Origin of the sequence: Acinetobacter sp. Tr-809 (genome assembly GCF_011753255.1) — a bacterium.
In the GTDB taxonomy this organism is placed as follows: Bacteria; Pseudomonadota; Gammaproteobacteria; order Pseudomonadales; family Moraxellaceae; genus Acinetobacter.
The window spans coordinates 633,469-649,182 of record NZ_VWVZ01000002.1 but is presented as its reverse complement, the minus strand read 5'-3'; the positions used below and the strand labels follow the sequence as shown (position 1 = coordinate 649,182).

14 protein-coding genes and 1 pseudogene are annotated in these 15,714 nt (G+C 40.9%); 4 read left to right on the top strand and 11 right to left on the bottom strand.

Annotated elements, in window-relative coordinates:
- Positions 1 to 10: 10 nt before the first annotated feature.
- The 3 genes from F3J02_RS07055 to F3J02_RS07045 form a co-directional block, all read right to left on the bottom strand.
- Positions 11 to 790 carry a transglutaminase family protein gene (locus F3J02_RS07055; RefSeq protein ID WP_167248321.1) on the bottom strand — a complete coding sequence of 260 codons (780 nt, stop codon included), beginning with the start codon at positions 788 to 790 and terminating at the stop codon, positions 11 to 13.
- A complete protein-coding gene (locus F3J02_RS07050) occupies positions 787 to 1,389 on the bottom strand; it encodes an alpha-E domain-containing protein (RefSeq protein ID WP_167248320.1) in 603 nt (200 codons plus the stop codon). The genes F3J02_RS07055 and F3J02_RS07050 overlap by 4 nt, the downstream gene beginning before the upstream one ends.
- 73 nt (positions 1,390 to 1,462) lie before the next feature.
- Positions 1,463 to 3,013, bottom strand: coding sequence for a circularly permuted type 2 ATP-grasp protein (locus tag F3J02_RS07045; protein WP_167248319.1), 1,551 nt, complete (start codon positions 3,011 to 3,013; stop codon positions 1,463 to 1,465).
- 212 nt (positions 3,014 to 3,225) lie between these two features.
- Between F3J02_RS07045 and F3J02_RS18500 the strand changes: the two genes are divergently transcribed.
- Complete coding sequence (locus tag F3J02_RS18500) at positions 3,226 to 4,236, top strand: helix-turn-helix transcriptional regulator (RefSeq protein ID WP_167248318.1); 1,011 nt, start codon at positions 3,226 to 3,228, stop codon at positions 4,234 to 4,236.
- Between the two features lie 325 nt (positions 4,237 to 4,561).
- On the opposite strand, the gene F3J02_RS07035 is transcribed toward F3J02_RS18500, so the two are convergent.
- The 6 genes from F3J02_RS07035 to F3J02_RS07010 all read right to left on the bottom strand — a co-directional run bounded on the left by F3J02_RS07035 (position 4,562) and on the right by F3J02_RS07010 (position 9,865).
- Positions 4,562 to 4,879, bottom strand: coding sequence for a putative quinol monooxygenase (locus tag F3J02_RS07035; protein WP_167248317.1), 318 nt, complete (start codon positions 4,877 to 4,879; stop codon positions 4,562 to 4,564).
- A gap of 77 nt (positions 4,880 to 4,956) precedes the next feature.
- Positions 4,957 to 6,276, bottom strand: coding sequence for an adenylosuccinate synthase (locus tag F3J02_RS07030; protein ID WP_005204729.1), 1,320 nt, complete (start codon positions 6,274 to 6,276; stop codon positions 4,957 to 4,959).
- Positions 6,277 to 6,334: 58 nt separating this feature from the next.
- Positions 6,335 to 7,501, bottom strand: coding sequence for an ATP phosphoribosyltransferase regulatory subunit (locus F3J02_RS07025; protein ID WP_167248316.1), 1,167 nt, complete (start codon positions 7,499 to 7,501; stop codon positions 6,335 to 6,337).
- A gap of 416 nt (positions 7,502 to 7,917) precedes the next feature.
- Complete coding sequence (locus F3J02_RS07020) at positions 7,918 to 8,421, bottom strand: GNAT family N-acetyltransferase (RefSeq protein WP_167248315.1); 504 nt, start codon at positions 8,419 to 8,421, stop codon at positions 7,918 to 7,920.
- 68 nt (positions 8,422 to 8,489) lie between these two features.
- The gene (locus F3J02_RS07015; protein WP_167248314.1) at positions 8,490 to 8,801 is read right to left on the bottom strand and encodes a hypothetical protein; all 312 of its coding nucleotides are present in this window, start codon (positions 8,799 to 8,801) and stop codon (positions 8,490 to 8,492) included.
- A 38-nt stretch (positions 8,802 to 8,839) separates the two neighbouring features.
- Entirely contained in the window at positions 8,840 to 9,865 is a 1,026-nt protein-coding gene (locus F3J02_RS07010) for a type I glyceraldehyde-3-phosphate dehydrogenase (protein ID WP_167248313.1), read from the bottom strand.
- Positions 9,866 to 10,122: 257 nt separating this feature from the next.
- Here F3J02_RS07010 and alaS point away from each other — a divergent pair, with 257 nt between their 5' ends.
- The 3 genes from alaS (at position 10,123) to csrA (ending at position 14,661) form a co-directional block, all read left to right on the top strand.
- Positions 10,123 to 12,813, top strand: coding sequence for an alanine--tRNA ligase (alaS, locus tag F3J02_RS07005; protein WP_251111129.1), 2,691 nt, complete (start codon positions 10,123 to 10,125; stop codon positions 12,811 to 12,813).
- A 66-nt stretch (positions 12,814 to 12,879) separates the two neighbouring features.
- Positions 12,880 to 14,160, top strand: coding sequence for an aspartate kinase (locus F3J02_RS07000; protein ID WP_167248312.1), 1,281 nt, complete (start codon positions 12,880 to 12,882; stop codon positions 14,158 to 14,160).
- 237 nt (positions 14,161 to 14,397) lie between these two features.
- Entirely contained in the window at positions 14,398 to 14,661 is a 264-nt protein-coding gene (csrA, locus tag F3J02_RS06995; RefSeq protein ID WP_004805969.1) for a carbon storage regulator CsrA, read from the top strand.
- Positions 14,662 to 14,718: 57 nt separating this feature from the next.
- Here the strand turns inward: csrA and rnhB are convergent.
- Positions 14,719 to 15,294: pseudogene (gene rnhB / locus F3J02_RS06990) on the bottom strand (ribonuclease HII); the annotation flags it as partial.
- Positions 15,295 to 15,324: 30 nt separating this feature from the next.
- A complete protein-coding gene (locus F3J02_RS06985) occupies positions 15,325 to 15,708 on the bottom strand; it encodes a hypothetical protein (RefSeq protein ID WP_167248310.1) in 384 nt (127 codons plus the stop codon).
- Positions 15,709 to 15,714 lie beyond the last annotated feature (6 nt).

Genomic DNA, 15,714 nt, shown 5'->3' with positions numbered 1-15,714 from the left:
CTCTTTACATTCAACATGCCAAAACCTGCACCACAGACATCATACTTTCCACCCCACCTTGCTCACGAATACCTCGAACAGGTGCTACATCTAAATAATCACGTCCAACTGCAACGTATATATGATTTTGGGGTGTAAATATCTGGTTACTTACATCGAAACAATACCACTCATTATCCACAAAAACCTCTGCCCATGCATGACTGGCGAGGTGTGGCTGATTTTCATCGTAGATATAGCCCGAAACGTAACGTGCTGGTAATTGTAACGCACGGCACATGGCAATTAATATATGTGCGTGGTCTTGGCAAACCCCCTGACCCGCATAAAAAGCATCAATAGCTGAGGTCGTAACCGAGGTACTTTCGGGCTGATATGGGACTTGCTGTAAGATTTTTTCAGATAAAACAATTAAATGTTGACGATCTTTTACCGTAACAATTGAATGTGCAAAATCTGTCATGGTCAGGTCACAACAGGTCATTGCTGTACGTTGTAAAAACAGCAATGATGAAACATCGGTTTCAACATAGCCTAACTCCGTCGCATGCAAATCCACCACACCTTGCGCCATGATAGTCAGATAACGATAATCATGGCGTTGTGTTGCGGTAATCCATAAATTGTTAAATGCATCACGCTGACACGAATACTGCCCTGGTACACTGATATGCCAATTCTCAACACTCTGATGCCGTGAACTTTGCGGCATCATTTTGATGGATTGAACACTGTTCCGTGCAAGTTCGGTATAGCGATAATGCGTTTGGTGATTCACCATGAGTTTCATGAGGATGCCTCAAATTGATTTTCCAATTTATAGGTAAATGCATAAAACTGATTTAAATAAGGCTGATCTTTCAAGTCTTCCCAACATGGTTGCAAATCCTGCCATCCCATTTGAAATAACCGCTCAATGGTTGGATCAATCGCATCGAACACCGCATGTGTATTGTGTTGAAACCTAAAATAGGTATCTATTTTCTCAACGCATTGCCCAATATGAAAAAATAGAAAAATATCTTCTTGCTCTGTTTTTAAAATATTGCAACAGCTTTGTACCACTTCTTGAATCGCGAGCCCGTCTACTACCACATTTTTGATCAAAAAATTGAGCTCAGCATAGGCCTGCGCTGTTAATACCCCCCTAAGCTCCTGAATATTGTCCCGCGCAATCTCAAGCTGACTCAATAAAGAATAAGGCTGCTGCCGATCTAACATAAATTGATTCAAGTTCTCTGCATCATCAATGTGTAAACAAAGTGCCTGTGCAAATTTTGATGCTTGCTGATCATCTACAAAAGGTAAATGTCCAGCCACATAACCAATCCGAAATAGATAACGTCCTAACCAATAAATATGTTGAGCGCTCGAGCTAAGTAAAAGCATAAATCTCCTCCCTTTTTTTAGTATAAATCTCACAGCCCTCGTTGTTATCATCATTCAGGCTGTGGATTATCGTTTAGGAACGTAAAGTCTCAACCACCCATGTATCTTTAATTCCACCACCTTGAGAAGAGTTCACCACTAAAGAACCTGCTTGCATGGCAACACGTGTTAAGCCACCCGGCACAATTTCAGTGCGATAAGGTGAGCTGAGTACAAAAGGTCTTAAATCAATATGTCGCTCAGCAACCCCTTCCGCAGTCATGGTCGGAGCGACGGAAAGTGCCAAAGTCGGTTGTGCAATATATAAATGTGGCGTCTCAATCAGTTTCTGTCTGAAACAATCAATCTGTTGTTGATCTGCTTGAGGACCAATCAACATGCCATAACCACCTGAGCCTTGTGCTTCTTTCACCACTAATTTTTCTAAATTACTAAGCACATAATCCAGCTGTTCCGCTTCTCGACACTGATAAGTTGGCACATTATTCAAAATAGGTGCTTCACCTAAATAAAACTGAATCATCTGATCGACATAAGGATAAATCGACTTGTCATCTGCTACACCTGTGCCAGGTGCATTGGCAATCACAACATTGTGCTGTAAATATGCAGACATCAGTCCAGGTACACCCAGCGTGCTGTCAGGTCTAAAACTGAGTGGATCTAAGAATTCATCATCAACACGGCGATAGATGACGTCTACCTGCTGGCGGCCACGAATAGTTTTGACGAAAACCTTATCATCTTCTACATACAAATCTCGGCTGGTCACCAGTGGCACATCCATTTCACGCGCTAAAAATGAATGTTCATAATAAGCACTGTTAAAGCGCCCAGGTGTAAGCACCACAATTAATGGCTGATCAACATAAGCATTTTCTTCGAGAATTGCTCTTAACAGACTTGGATATTGCTCAATCCCCTGTAAATTATTACTGCTACACAGATCTGGCATCAATTTCTGGCTGATTTTTCGGCTTTCCAGCATATAAGATACGCCTGAAGGGGTTCGCAGGTTATCTTCCAACACAAAGAAATCGCCTTGCCCGTCACGGATGATATCAATACCACTAATTTGCGAATAAACCTTGCCTTTCAACTGGTGCTTTAACATATGCGGTTGGAACGCTTCGTGTGCAATCACTTGTTCTGCAGGAATCAAACCTTCTTTTAAAATATGCTGTCCATGATAAATATCATCTAGAAATAAATTTAATGCTTTGACTCGTTGTGCGCAGCCCGCTGCGATCTTTTCCCATTGCTTCTTTTCAATCACACGCGGTATCAAATCGTAAGGAATGGTACGCTCAGCACCCTCCTGATCACCGTAAACATTAAAAGTAATGCCTTGATAAAGGAAATGCTGTTTTGCTTGTACTTCTAGTGTTTTTAAATCATCAAGACTACGAATACTCAACCATTGTTCAATTTTTTTGGACGCTTCACCGTTAAAGCTTTTGTCATCTAACATTTCATTGAAAAATTGTGATTTAAGTTGCTCAAATAAATTGGTGGTCACATTGAGCTGTGAAATAAATGTAGAGGTATCAACGGACGCCACTGGATTGGGTTCTGGTGCATAATAATCTGTGCTGATATGTAGGTTGTGTTCTTGTTCTGACATAGAAACCTCGTCTCATCATTTATTTATATCTAAAGGAAGCAATTTCAATGCCACTTATACAAAATGATCAATTTTCAACCAGACTTAGAATATTTAAGCAAAACTAGGGGCATTTCAGTCGTAAATACGTAATCTAGATAGGATGGACTTGATAATTAAGTATAGTTTTTTTATTGTGTCTGCTTTAGACCATTGAATTACGTATTTCGCTTATGTCATCCATACAAGAAAAAGAAACATCCAATAGCCTTTATCGCCAATGGCAAATCTTATCCCACCTTTCGACTGGGAAATGGATGGGCACCCGCGAATTACAAGAAATATTAGAACGTGAAGGTATTGATATCAGTCTGCGTACCATTCAGCGTGATTTAAACCAAATTGCTCAGCGCTTCCCAATCGAGAGCAATAAGACCGTACCGCAAGGCTGGCGTTGGCGTTCAGATGCACCTATTCAAAGTTTGCCCCACATGACCAGCTCGCAAGCAGTTACGTTTATGATGGTCGAAGAGCATTTACGTCACTTGCTTCCACCAAGTTTATTAGAAGAAATGACACCTTGGTTTGATCTGGCCAAACGGAGCCTATCGACACAGAATAACGTTCGACAGTGGATTAATCGCGTCCGTATCGTGCCAGCGACACAACCATTGATTCCACCTATCGTCGACAAACATGCGCAACAAGCGATTTATGAAGGTTTATTACAAGACAAACAGATCGAATGTATTTATCGCGCCCGCACCCATCAGGGTGAAGATAAGACCTACATCCTCAATCCACTGGCTTTGGTTCAAAAAGGTGCAGTGATTTATTTAATCTGTACCCGAAACGATAAAACTGAAGTACAAACCTTCGCATTGCACCGCTTTAAAGCAGCAACCGTATTAGAAAGTCGTGCTTTGCACCCTGTGAACTTTGAAATTGATAATTATATCGAGTCTGGTGCTTTGGGCTTCCGTGTTGACTACAGCAAGCCAACCGAACAAGTTCATTTAAAACTCACCATGACCGAGAGTACAGCCAAGAGTTTCTACGAAAGCCAGCTAAGTAAAGATCAAATCATTCAACATCTAGAAGAGAATATTGTCGAAGTCTCTGCAACAGTCCCATTCACCTCTCAACTGGTGTGGTGGCTCAGAAGTTTTGGTAAAAAAATGCTGAATATTAAACCCGCTGCCGTTTATAACGCTGTGAAAGAGATTGAAGAGCAAACCGAATAAAAAAGAGAACCTTTCGGTTCTCTTCGATTTTTTATAAATCTTATTATCCAACACTCAGTATTATTTTTATTGTTTAAATGTTCAAACCAACCTCTCTCCCCGCCTTGATCAAAATTGGTTTGTACCCTTTTAAGCGCTTTGATTTAAATTAACATCGGCACGCTAATTCATAGCCATTGTAGCGGATTCTCTTTTTAGTCATGGTTAAACCCTCTTTGTCTGAACGTAGAATCACTATAACGAGGATTTTTTAGACTGTGAAATAACAAAGATTGGAATCAAAATCTAATTTTTTGCTATCGCTGATCTTTGAGTCAAGATCAACTTATCCATCTTCTTTATCAGATAATAAAACTTCGAAGCGATGTAGATGCGTAAAACGCCCAGCCTGTATTTGATATTGATCAATCTGAGGCACTAATCGTTGGAAATGCTCTGACTGTACATGTAAATCCAGTGCTTCACGATCAACCCATTCTTCAATAAAAACAAAATGCCCTTTCTGTTTATGGTCATGATAAAGATCATAGGCAATACATCCGACTTCAGCTTTGGTTTTCTCTACCAGCTCTTGATAAAGCGCTAACACCTCATCAATTTTCTCTGGCTGGATATAGTCTTCAGCAATCAGTTTTAAAGTCATTTAACCTGCTTCTCCCTAAATATTTCCCATAAAAAAAGCTCTCAAATTCATGAGAGCTTTTTTGTCATCGATTCAGCTTATGCTGAAAATGGATGACGTAATACGATTGTTTCTGCACGGTCAGGACCTGTTGAAACGATATCAATTGGGCAACCAATTAAAGTTTCAATACGACGTACATATGCCAATGCATTTGCAGGAAGTTGGTCAATTTGAGTCAAACCAACAGTAGACTCACTCCAACCCGGCATCGTTTCATAGATTGGTTTCAAGCTTTCGAATGAAATCGCATCAGATGAGCCCGCACAGCCAGAATCTACATCTTCATAACCTACACAGATTTTTACTTCTTCTAAACCATCTAATACATCAAGTTTAGTTAAGCAAATACCAGATAATGAGTTCACGTCAACCGAACGACGTAAAATCTCAGCATCGAACCAACCACAACGACGTTGACGGCCAGTCGACGCACCAAACTCATGGCCCACTGTACCTAAGTGACGACCAATTGCATCACCAGTATCTGTTGCTGCATCATAATGCAACTCAGTTGGGAATGGACCTGCACCTACACGTGTTGTATATGCTTTGGTAATACCCAATACATAGTCTAAATGCAATGGACCCATACCTGAACCAGAGCTTACGCCACCAGCAGTTGTATTTGAGCTTGTTACAAATGGATAGGTACCATGGTCGATGTCAAGTAATGAACCTTGCGCACCTTCGAACATGATTGCCTTACCTTCTTTGCGGTAATTATGTAATACAGTCGTTACATCAATCACTAATGGAGCAAGAACTTCGCGCCATGCATCACAAAGTGCAAGCACATCTTCAAACTTAACTTCTTCAACGCCATAGAATTGAGTAAGCTGGAAGTTATGCAGCTCAAGCATTTCCTTGAGTTTTTCCTCAAGCAAAGCACCACCACGAATCAAATCTGCTACGCGTACAGCACGACGTGCAACTTTGTCTTCGTAAGCTGGGCCAATACCGCGACCAGTTGTACCAATTTTCGCGTTACCACGTTTTTTCTCACGTGCTTGGTCAAGCGCAATGTGGTTTGGCAAAATAAGTGGGCAGTTTGGAGAAATACGTAAACGCTCTTTAACAGGTACGCCTTCTTGTTCCAAAATCGCCATTTCTTTAATCAAGGCTTCAGGAGAAAGAACAACACCATTCCCGATTAAGCACAATACGTTTTCACGTAAAATACCTGATGGAATGAGGTGTAATACAGTCTTCTTACCACCTACCACAAGCGTATGACCTGCGTTGTGTCCGCCTTGGTAGCGAACTACCGCAGCCGCTTGATCTGTGAGCAGGTCGACGATTTTACCTTTGCCTTCGTCGCCCCATTGGGTACCAAGTACCACAACATTTTTGCCCATAATAGCCTCATTACATCATGCTGTTAAAATTGGAAACCAAGTCTTAAAAACTTGGCAATTAAATTTTTTCAATCACCCACTGCCCGTTTTGAGACACCAACTGATGGGTCGCATAAGGCACTGAGCTTAAATCATCATTACCCAACAACTGCACCACACGTGAACCTTTGCCACGTACATCTGCGATTGCATTTAATAAATCTTGATCGTTGCCTTTCGGTGCAACCACTGTTTCAATTTCTACAAACTGTGTCGCGCCTAAAGCATATAAGTCACAACTAAATCCAGTTGCTGGACGCGCACGTCCAAAATGCTCACCAATACCATCATAACGACCACCTTGAGCCAGTGGTGCGGCACGATTCGGTGCGTAAATGGCATACATCAAACCTGTATGATAGTGATAACTACGCAACTCGACCACGTCGATGCCAATATTCAGGCCAGACCAACGTGATTGGATTTTCGCCAATGTAGATTTCAATGCATCTAAAGCATTTTTAAAATCCGCATCATTTAAAATATCTTGGCTTAAATGCGTTTCTAGTGCATCAAGGTCGCTTGCATAACGCCCTAAAGCATAAAAGTCCGCACCCATCGCTAAATCTTGCGTGAATTCTTCTAACTCTGGGAAAGCTTTACGCTGATATAAGTCAGAAAGTTCACTTTCGGTATTTTTATTTAAGCCAGCGCGTTTAACCAGACTACGGAATAAACCAACATGACCTAAATCTAAATGAGCGCCCTCTAAAGTATGAGTATGCTCAATTAACGCCAACATAACGTTGATCATTTCAACATCTGCTTCGATGCTGTCATGACCATACAACTCTGCACCTAACTGTAAAGGCGCACGAGTTGCATTAAAATTCTGTGGTTTGGTATGCAAGACTGAACCTGCATAGCAATAGCGTGCGACACCTTCAATTGGTCGAACATGAGCATCTATACGCGCAACTTGCGGCGTCATATCCGCACGCACACCGAGTAAACGGCCAGAAAGTTGATCAATAACTTTGAAAGTAACTAAATCTAAATCTTGATTAGATTCTGAAAGTAGAGAGAGCGATTCGATGTATTCAATAAATGGCGTATACACCAATTGATAACCTCGAACTGCGAGGAAATCTAAAGCTTCTCGACGCAAGGTTTCAACAACTTGCGCTTGTTCTGGCAATACATCTGCTACCCCGTCAGGGAGCAACCATGTCTCTGAAATGGCCATGTTCCAAACCTAAAATCTGTTCAATGTGGAAGCATCCACACAAAAAGCAACCACATAAAAAAATCGGGTGAATGCCCGATTCAGCGTAGTGTAGCACGAAGATTTCTGTGATGCACCTTCGAATTTGAATAATTCTTTCGGATTTAAGAACCAACTGACTCAATCAAATAGGAAAAATTAACGAGTATATTCAATAGATTGAAACTACTCATTACTCGTATATACCCATGTTCTTACTTCAAAGAACTGCGCAACATCTGAACTATCGCCCTGCTTGCAATTGATCAAGTTTGATTTTTTATAGCATTGATTGCCTGGGCGTTACATGTAAGACTCCGGTTCCGAAATTACGAGCCTTTTAAGCAGCGATTATCCGAAATAAATGAAACGCCTGAAGGTCTTGTGCTTAGCCTTTATTAAAAAAACACACATTCCATTTTTTGATTTCTTTCACCTGAACTCAGGGCTAAAGACTCCCATTCAGGTATAAACACAAAATCGTGCCTAGCATATAAACAGACTGCTCGCTCATTTCTTGGAGATACGCTTAATACAATCCTAGAATGACCTTTAGAAATTGCTAAATTCTTAATTGCAGAAATCAGAAGATCGGCTATACCACGACCACGAAACATAGGGTTAACCCACATCGCGATCACATTAAATTCATGTACAGCGTTTTGAGTTGCGCCAATAATCCCAATTGCCCGATTCCCTTTAATTGCTAAAATATATTGATTTTGAAAATTTTGTGAGGCGCGGTCACGCCATTCAGACTCACTATATTTCTCCGCAGTGGCATAATTAACAGCGAAAACGTCTGGACTATCAAGCAGCGACTCTAAACGAACGGTTTTAAGGATTTTCCAATCCTCCTCGGTGATGAGACGAACCACCAATTCATCAAATTCTGGGCTCATTCAATACCTCGAACTTATCGTGAATCTGATTTTTTATAAAAGATTCTCAGAAATTAACTTAATATTTATTAAGTTCCTTTTCCGCCCTTTACTACAACTTCTAGCAAATTTACCATTTCAACATTTTGCTTTTCTAAAGCAGCGATATTTGCCACAGTCCGATCCAAAACTTCTTGTTGTACATGCATCTTCTTGGCAAGATCTTGCATGATTTCTAAACTCTTTTTCAGATGTAATTCTAGATGCACAACTTTTTCTTCAAGTTGCAAAACTTGAACATCTTGGTTTTGTACGTCTACATTTTTAAACTGAAACCAGAATAAAAAAACAACCGCCACCAATAAAACGATGAGAAAACCCCAAATCACTATCAATGTCATTCGCTGCTCCAAATTATTTTTTATATTTTATTAAAAAATTAATCACAAAAAGATTCGCACAAATCCAGTAAACGATTTGCATATCCCCATTCATTATCATACCACGCAAAAACTTTTGCTTGATGCCCCACTACCATGGTTTGAGTTAAATCTACAATGAGCGAATAAGGTGAATGATTAAAGTCACTTGAAACAAGGTCTTCATCTGTCACTTGCATGATTTGCGCATAATCGTACTGAGCTGCCTTCGTTAATACTTCATTGACTTTATGTACAGTAATTGGTGAATGCGAGACAAAAGTAAGATCAATTGCTGCAACATTTATGGTTGGTACGCGAATCGAATAACCATCAATACGATCTTCCATTTTTGGCATGACTTGTTTTAACGCACCCAAGGCACTCGATGTGGTTGGAATAATATTTTGACCTGATGCACGTGCACGACGTAAATCCCGATGCGCATGATCCAAAACCGATTGATCTGCTGTAACCGCATGGATTTCCGTCATTAATGCAGTATCAATACCAAAAGCATCATCAATAATTTTAACCAACGGTACGAGAGCCTGCGTGGTACATGACACACTAGAAATGATTTGATCTGCGGCTTTTACGTCATTGTGATTAACACCATAGACAATGGCAGCATCCACGGAATCAAAAGGTGCAGCACCAATAATCACACGCTTCGCACCTGCCTCAACATGTCGAGTTGCATCGGCTCGTGAACGGAATAGACCTGTACATTCCAATACCACATCTATTTTTAAATCTGCCCAAGGTAGCAATTCAGGCTGAGCCTGTTTAAAGACCTGCAGTTTTAACTGACGCTGATTAGACTGTATATTGAGAAAAATATGTTCACTTTCAATCTGAATTTCAACTTTTCCAGCAAATCGACCATGTGTCGTATCGTACTTAAACAAATGCACCAAAGTTTGCACATCTGCGATGTCATTGATGGCAACGATTTCAAACTGAAACTGTTTTGGACTTTCAAACCATGCACGTAATACATTTCGACCAATTCGACCAAATCCATTGATAGCGATACGTTGCATGTAGGGTCCTTATTCATAAAAACATCATCTTTTCTATGCTATATGGTAAAACATCAGGCGCATCGTTGAATATAGATTTTTAGCTTAAACACAGTTTTATATGATATTGCTTGTAAAATCGTTGGTGAGGGGCGTATTTTCCGTTATAATTTAGCACCTTTAAAATCTATGCCACGCAATGGGTTCGATTGTAGAACATCAAAAACAACGGACTTTGTTGCATATAGCCAAATTCAAAATTATGGAGTGTCTTGGTTGTGAGTACTCGCTTTATGACATCAGCTGAAATCCGTGAAGCCTTTTTGCGTTATTTCGAATCGCAAGGCCATACACGTGTTGCTTCGAGTTCTCTCGTTCCTGCCAACGACCCAACTTTGCTGTTTACCAATGCTGGTATGAACCAGTTTAAAGATTGTTTCTTAGGTTTAGAAAAGCGCGACTACGTCCGTGCTGTTTCATCACAAAAATGTGTTCGTGCTGGTGGTAAACACAACGATCTCGATAACGTCGGTTATACCGCGCGCCACCACACTTTCTTTGAAATGTTAGGCAACTTCTCTTTTGGTGATTATTTCAAACGTGATGCTTTGAAATTTGCTTGGGATTTCTTAACTAGCGAACAATGGTTAGCCCTTCCGAAAGATCGTTTATATGCGACGGTTTATCATACTGATGATGAAGCGTTTGAGATCTGGAATAAAGAGATCGGCTTAGACGCGGATCGTATTATCCGTATCGGTGATAACAAAGGCGGAAAATACGCATCAGATAACTTCTGGGCAATGGGTGATACAGGTCCATGTGGTCCATGTTCTGAAATTTTCTTTGACCACGGTGACCACATTTGGGGCGGTTTGCCAGGTACACCAGAAGAAGATGGCGACCGTTTCATCGAAATCTGGAACAACGTTTTCATGCAGTTCAACCGTACTGCGGATGGTGTTATGCACCCTCTTCCAGCGCCTTCTGTTGATACAGGTATGGGCTTGGAACGTATCTCTGCTGTTTTACAACACGTTAATTCAAACTATGAAATTGACTTGTTCCAGCACTTATTAAAAGCAGCCGCTGAAATCATTGGTTTAGATACCACTGCAATTGAAGCTGAAGCGAAAGCACAAAATAAACCAGTTGAATATCCAGCATCATTAAAAGTCATTGCTGACCATGCACGTTCATGTTCATTCTTGATTGCTGACGGTGTAAATCCTTCAAATGAAGGTCGTGGTTATGTGTTACGTCGTATCATTCGTCGTGCCGTACGTCATGGTAACAAGTTAGGTGCAACAGGTTCATTCTTCTATAAGATGTTACAACCACTGATTGAAGTCATGGGTGAAGCATATCCTGAACTTGCAGCTCAACAAGCACGCATCGAAGCACAACTGCTTAAAGAAGAAGAGCAATTCGCTAAAACACTTGAGCAAGGCTTGAAGTTGTTAGAAGGTGAATTAGCACAACTGAAAGGCAATGTGATTGCTGGTGAAACCGTATTTAAACTTTACGATACTTACGGCTTCCCAACAGATTTAACTGCTGATATCGCACGTGAACGTGATCTCACGATTGACGAAGCTGGCTTCGAAGTTGAAATGGCAGCACAACGCCAACGCGCACGTGATGCAGGTAAATTCGCAGTTGACTACAACAGCATTGTGAAAGTTGAAGGCGAAACCCAATTTGACGGTTATGATGCAACTCAAGGTCAAGGTCAAATTGTTGCAATCTATAAAGATGGCGTGCAAGTTGATGAAATCAATGAAGGTGACGAAGCGCTTATCGTATTGAACCAAACCCCTTTCTATGCAGAAAGCGGTGGTCAAATCGGTGATACAGGTATCTTCAAAAACGATACAGGTATCTTCGAGGTACAAGATACTAAAAAATCTGGCGGTGCTTTTGTCCACCAAGGTATCGTGACCATGGGTAGCCTAAAAGCAGCTCAGAATGTTGAAGCAACAGTTAAAGCAGACATTCGTGCAGCAACAGCACGTAACCACTCTGCTACTCACCTTCTACATGCTGCTTTACGTCAAATTCTTGGTGAGCATGTACAGCAAAAAGGTTCTTTGGTTGCGAGCGATATTTTACGTTTTGACTTTGCCAATGACCAACCTGTGTCATTTGAACAATTGCAACAGATTGAACGTTTAGTCAATGCTGAAGTCATTGCCAATAGCCCTGTAACAACTGAATTACTTGATATTGAATCAGCGAAAGCCAAAGGCGCAATGATGCTGTTCGGTGAGAAGTATGGCGAAGAAGTTCGCGTACTGTCTATGGGTTCTATTATTGAAGAGAAAAACTTCTCTATCGAACTTTGTGGCGGTATTCACGTTAAGCGTACAGGTGATATTGGTCTATTTAAAATCACTTCTGAAGGTGGTGTTGCTGCGGGCGTTCGTCGTATTGAAGCCGTGACTGGCAGCAAGGCGCTTGAAGTAGTTCAAAAAGCAGAAACAGATATCCAAATCATTAACGGTTTGTTGAAAGCGCAAAAAGACCAAACTGTAGAGAAAGTTGAAGCAATTGTTGAAACTGCTTCTAGCCTACAAAAGCAAATCGAACAATTGAATCAAAAATTAGCCAGCTTCCAAGCGGCTGAACTTTTAGATCAAGTGAAAGAAATTGCAGGTCGTCAAACGCTTATCACATCGGTAAAAGGTTTAGATGCCAAATCATTACGCAATCTTCATGACAGCGTAAAATCAAAATTAGAAGATGCAGTCATTATTTTAGCTGGTGTTGAAGGTGATAAAGTGAGTTTAATCGCTTCCGTCGCTAAACAATACGCTGCAACTCTAAAAGCAGGTGACATCATCAAACACTTAGCTCAAGAGCTTGGTGGTAAAGGTGGTGGTAAACCTGACTTAGCACAAGGTGGCGCGCCACTTAACGAGAAGTTTGATCAAGTCATTGCAGCATTACCTGCTTGGCTTGAGCAGTAATAAAGACTTCACTTTTGTGTAACTGACCCTGATGCCTCTCAGGGTCATGGCTTATATGGAACAACTATGGCATTAATCGTTCAAAAATATGGCGGTACCTCTATGGGTACTCCTGAGCGCATTTTAAATGTTGCTCATCGTGTCAAGCGTTGGCATGATCATGGTCACAAGGTGGTCGTGGTTGTATCAGCAATGAGTGGTGAAACTAACCGCTTACTTGCGCTTGCCAAAGCCATTACCAGCACCCCTGACCCACGTGAATTAGATCAAATGGTGTCAACGGGTGAACAAGTAACGATTTCCATGTTAGCTATGGCACTAAATTCAATTGGTGTAGAAGCTAAATCATATACAGGTCGTCAAGTTGGTATTAAAACTGACAGTGCGTTTACCAAAGCACGTATTGAATCAATTGATACTGATGTAATGACCGCTGATTTAGATGCTGGCCGTGTCATCGTTGTCGCTGGTTTCCAAGGTTATGATGCCAATGGCAATATCACCACTCTAGGTCGTGGTGGTTCTGACACTTCAGGCGTTGCACTTGCAGCAGCACTAAAAGCCGATGAATGCCAAATTTATACCGATGTAGACGGTGTTTATACCACTGACCCTCGTGTAGCGCCTAAAGCGAAGAAAGTTGACCGTATTTCTTTTGAAGAAATGCTAGAAATGGCATCTTTAGGTTCGAAAGTTTTACAAATTCGCTCTGTTGAATTCGCAGGCAAATATCAAGTGCCATTACGTGTATTATCAAGCTTTGATAACGATAATGATGGCGCATTTGATGAAGATTTCAAACAAAACGTAGGCACACTAATTACGACTGAGGCGGAAGACGATATGGAACAACCAATCATCGCAGGTATTGCATTTAACCGTGACGAAGCAAAACTCACTATTTTAGGTGTTCCTGACGAGCCAGGTATCGCCTCTAAAATCTTGTCTCCGATCAGTAATGCCAACATCGAAGTGGATATGATTATCCAAAATGTTGAAGAAGACGGCACCACCGATTTTACTTTTACTGTAAATCGTAATGACTTGGCAAAAGCAAAAGCGATTTTAGAACAAACTGCAAACAGCATTGATGGTTGTGAAGTTGTGACACGTGATGACATCGTAAAAGTGTCTATCGTTGGTGTTGGTATGCGCTCTCATGCAGGTGTAGCGAGCAAAATGTTCACTGCATTAGCTGAAGAAAGCATTAATATTCTCATGATTTCTACATCAGAAATCAAAGTTTCTGTGATCATCGAAGAAAACTATTTAGAGTTAGCAGTTCGTTGTTTACATACAGCTTTTGGCCTAGATCGTGAACACGGCGAAAGCAGTGCACGCGCTTAATTAATAGCTGCTTAAACATATTTACTCGCAAGTAAATAAGAAAAAAAACAGAGCCACTATAGTTTTTCTTATAGTGGCTCTGTTATATTAGCCTTGAGGTTTTTAAAAAGACTCTCACAGAACTTACGAAAAAAAATGTTTTTTACATATTTCTGTTAGAGTTTTCTGTATATTAGGCTGTGCTTTCAAACAATGAATTCCCTGTCGCAAGTTTAAGCGTCTAGCAAGGAGATAAACATGCTGATTCTGACCCGTCGTGTCGGAGAAACATTAATGATTGGGGATCAAGTCAGTGTTACTGTGCTTGGCGTAAAAGGCAATCAGGTGCGTATTGGTGTAAATGCCCCAAAAGAAGTTTCTGTGCATCGTGAGGAAATTTACCAACGTATCCAACATGAACGTGCCATGCATGAGCATCTGCAACATCTTGATCAAGATTACCAACATTCTTATGAAGAAGAGAATAATGATTTTTCTCAACATAATAACTTCAATCGTTAATATGCCGCATTCTTCTCGAATGATTAAAGCGACTAAAATTAGTCGCTTTAATTGTTTTTACAGCCCTAATGCCTTCTTGACAGGTGCATAACTACGGCGGTGTTGGTCAATGACACCATGAGCCGCAATCGCTTCAAAATGTGCTTTAGTTGGATAACCTTTGTGTTTGGCAAAGCCATAATCAGGATATTGCTGATCTAACTCATGCATTTGACGGTCACGCGTCACCTTAGCCAAAATACTGGCCGCACTAATTTCTGCATGGCTAGCATCCCCACCCACAATCGCTTCACATGGAATCGTAATCCCTTTAGGAATCTGATTACCATCCACGATTACTTTTGCTGGAGAAGTTGCCAACCCTTCTACTGCACGACGCATTGCAAGAAATGTTGCTTGTAAAATATTAAATTCATCAATTTCAGCATGGGTTGCTTCAGCAATTGACCAAGCTAAAGCTTTTTCTTGAATCTCCAAGAACAGCTTTTCCCGTTTTTTTTCGGTTAACTTTTTAGAATCATTTAAACCCTCAATCGGGTTATTCGGATCTAAAATGACTGCGGCAGCAACAACGGAACCCACCAATGGTCCTCGCCCTGCCTCATCTACACCTGCAACTCTCATAAAAAAATCTCTAAAGGCCGATGACTCTGCCTTATCTTATTAACCTACTTTCTTGAAAGTTTCAGCCACACAAGCATTTACAGTTTGAGAAACCACTTGAGTTACAATCGTCGCACGCGCTGTCGGATCGATCGCTGCAGTCGCTAATTCAACTGCGGTTACGCTGTTTGGCGCTTTTTCACTGACACAGCCACACACTTCAGTTTGAATATTTTCACGCTGTTCTGCGGTCATTACGCGTGTCGCAGTTTTCCATGCTGGTAGTGTATTAATCTCATTAATACATTTGGCATTTACAGCAACTTTTAACGCAGCCATACCTAACTGCTGTGAAGTTGTACCCACTGAGTTATTTCCATCTGGAGTAACACAGCCTGTTAAAGCTAAAACAACAGGAGCAACAATAAGTACCAACTTTTTCATGATTTC

Excerpts from the sequence above, each read along its gene's own strand:
- F3J02_RS07055 (WP_167248321.1), bottom strand. The coding sequence starts at position 790 with ATGAAACTCATGGTGAATCACCAAACGCATTATCGCTATACCGAACTT.
- F3J02_RS07050 (WP_167248320.1), bottom strand. The coding sequence starts at position 1,389 with ATGCTTTTACTTAGCTCGAGCGCTCAACATATTTATTGGTTAGGACGT.
- F3J02_RS07045 (WP_167248319.1), bottom strand. The coding sequence starts at position 3,013 with ATGTCAGAACAAGAACACAACCTACATATCAGCACAGATTATTATGCA.
- F3J02_RS18500 (WP_167248318.1), top strand. The coding sequence starts at position 3,226 with ATGTCATCCATACAAGAAAAAGAAACATCCAATAGCCTTTATCGCCAA.
- F3J02_RS07035 (WP_167248317.1), bottom strand. The coding sequence starts at position 4,879 with ATGACTTTAAAACTGATTGCTGAAGACTATATCCAGCCAGAGAAAATT.
- F3J02_RS07030 (WP_005204729.1), bottom strand. The coding sequence starts at position 6,276 with ATGGGCAAAAATGTTGTGGTACTTGGTACCCAATGGGGCGACGAAGGC.
- F3J02_RS07025 (WP_167248316.1), bottom strand. The coding sequence starts at position 7,501 with ATGGCCATTTCAGAGACATGGTTGCTCCCTGACGGGGTAGCAGATGTA.
- F3J02_RS07020 (WP_167248315.1), bottom strand. The coding sequence starts at position 8,421 with ATGAGCCCAGAATTTGATGAATTGGTGGTTCGTCTCATCACCGAGGAG.
- F3J02_RS07015 (WP_167248314.1), bottom strand. The coding sequence starts at position 8,801 with ATGACATTGATAGTGATTTGGGGTTTTCTCATCGTTTTATTGGTGGCG.
- F3J02_RS07010 (WP_167248313.1), bottom strand. The coding sequence starts at position 9,865 with ATGCAACGTATCGCTATCAATGGATTTGGTCGAATTGGTCGAAATGTA.
- F3J02_RS07000 (WP_167248312.1), top strand. The coding sequence starts at position 12,880 with ATGGCATTAATCGTTCAAAAATATGGCGGTACCTCTATGGGTACTCCT.
- csrA (WP_004805969.1), top strand. The coding sequence starts at position 14,398 with ATGCTGATTCTGACCCGTCGTGTCGGAGAAACATTAATGATTGGGGAT.
- F3J02_RS06985 (WP_167248310.1), bottom strand. The coding sequence starts at position 15,708 with ATGAAAAAGTTGGTACTTATTGTTGCTCCTGTTGTTTTAGCTTTAACA.